This is a genomic window from Herminiimonas sp., assembly GCF_030645555.1.
In the GTDB taxonomy this organism is placed as follows: Bacteria; Pseudomonadota; Gammaproteobacteria; order Burkholderiales; family Burkholderiaceae_D; genus Oxalicibacterium.
In genome coordinates this window covers 1-1,504 of the sequence record NZ_JAUSME010000320.1, presented here as the reverse complement: position 1 = coordinate 1,504, position 1,504 = coordinate 1, and the positions used below count along the sequence as shown (strand labels likewise).

At 57.6% G+C, this 1,504-nt stretch carries 2 protein-coding genes; one reads left to right on the top strand and one right to left on the bottom strand.

The genetic code is table 11. From position 1 onward, the window contains the following. On the bottom strand, positions 1 to 866 hold an 866-nt coding region (locus Q7T06_RS11950), incomplete at its 3' end, for a PEP/pyruvate-binding domain-containing protein (RefSeq protein ID WP_304784954.1). 269 nt (positions 867 to 1,135) lie between these two features. Between Q7T06_RS11950 and Q7T06_RS11945 the strand changes: the two genes are divergently transcribed. Beyond that, the coding region (locus Q7T06_RS11945; RefSeq protein ID WP_304784952.1) for a kinase/pyrophosphorylase at positions 1,136 to 1,504 on the top strand (369 nt) is incomplete at its 3' end.

Sequence of the window (1,504 nt, the reverse complement as noted above, 5' to 3'; positions counted from 1 at the left end):
ACCGATTTGCCGGCCTGGGTTTCGCCGGTGAATTCCATCTTGATCAGCTTGGAGCCGATATTGCGGCGGATGATCGGCAACTTGCCCTGCGCCAGCATCGGCTTGTGGACGTAGAACTCGTCCGGATTCACCGCGCCCTGGACCACGGTCTCGCCGAGGCCATAGCTGGAGGTGATGAACACGACGTCCTCGAAACCGGACTCGGTATCGATGGTGAACATGACGCCGGCGGCGCCAAGATCGGAACGCACCATGCGCTGCACACCTGCCGACAATGCAACTTCGGCATGGGTATAGCCCTTGTGGACGCGGTACGAGATCGCGCGATCGTTGTACAGCGAAGCAAACACGTGCTTGATCGCTTCCAGGATGTGGTCGATGCCGACCACATTGAGGAAGGTTTCCTGCTGGCCCGCGAACGAAGCGTCAGGCATGTCCTCGGCCGTTGCCGACGAACGGACAGCAAATGACATTTCACTTGAAGAATCATCTACAAGCTTATGATAAAACTCGGTAATTTCTTTTTGCAGACGCGGCTGGAACGGCGTTTCGACGATCCATTTGCGAATTTCCGCACCAGCCTGGGCCAGCGCGCGCACGTCGTCGATGTTCAGTGACTCGAGGCGTGCCTCGATCCGCTTGGCCAGGCTCTGGCCATCGCCCTGCTCCAGGAAATCGCGAAAGGCATCTGCAGTGGTGGCAAAGCCGCCTGGCACACGCACGCCGGCGTGGGCCAGCTGGCTGATCATTTCACCCAGCGAAGCGTTCTTGCCGCCGACCGATTCGACATCGGTCATGCGCAGATCTTCGAACGGAGCGACGTAAGTCGCCCCCGGGGTGATCCCCGAAATTGATGCATTGGTCATGACTACCTCTGTTTTGATGATAAGAAATCTGCGGACATGCTCCAGTGGCGCGCGCAATCCGGGCAGTCGCTTGCTTCTTATTATTCTTGCTAAGATGCGCTGGGCTGCTCACTGGGGATATCCTGTGTGTTGTCTGCTGCGGCCGGGGTTCGGCAGTAATCGAACCGGGGCGAACCGGGCCGCGAAGCCCGATATTTTACAGGCTGCAAAACGTTTTGCCCTAGTTTTGCCAATTCACCACCGATCATTTATCTATTCAAGAGGCAATAATGCCAGTTTCACAACAGCCCGAATCCAGTGCATCTGCCCGCACCGTGTTCTTTGTCTCGGACGGCACCGGCATCACGGCCGAGACTTTCGGGCATTCCGTACTGACCCAGTTCGACCTGCGTTTTCGCCAGATCCGCCTGCCTTTCGTCGATACCCTTGAAAAGGCCCACGATGCGGTGCGAAAGATCAACGATACTTTCGCCGCCGACGGCAAGCGTCCGATCGTGTTTTCCACGCTGGTGAAAGCCGAGCTCTCGGTGGTGGTGCGCAAGTCCAATGGCATGCACATGGACCTGATCCAGACCTTCGTCGAGCCGCTGGAACAGGAGCTGGGTGTCAAGTCGACCCATACGATAGGTCGCAGCCAC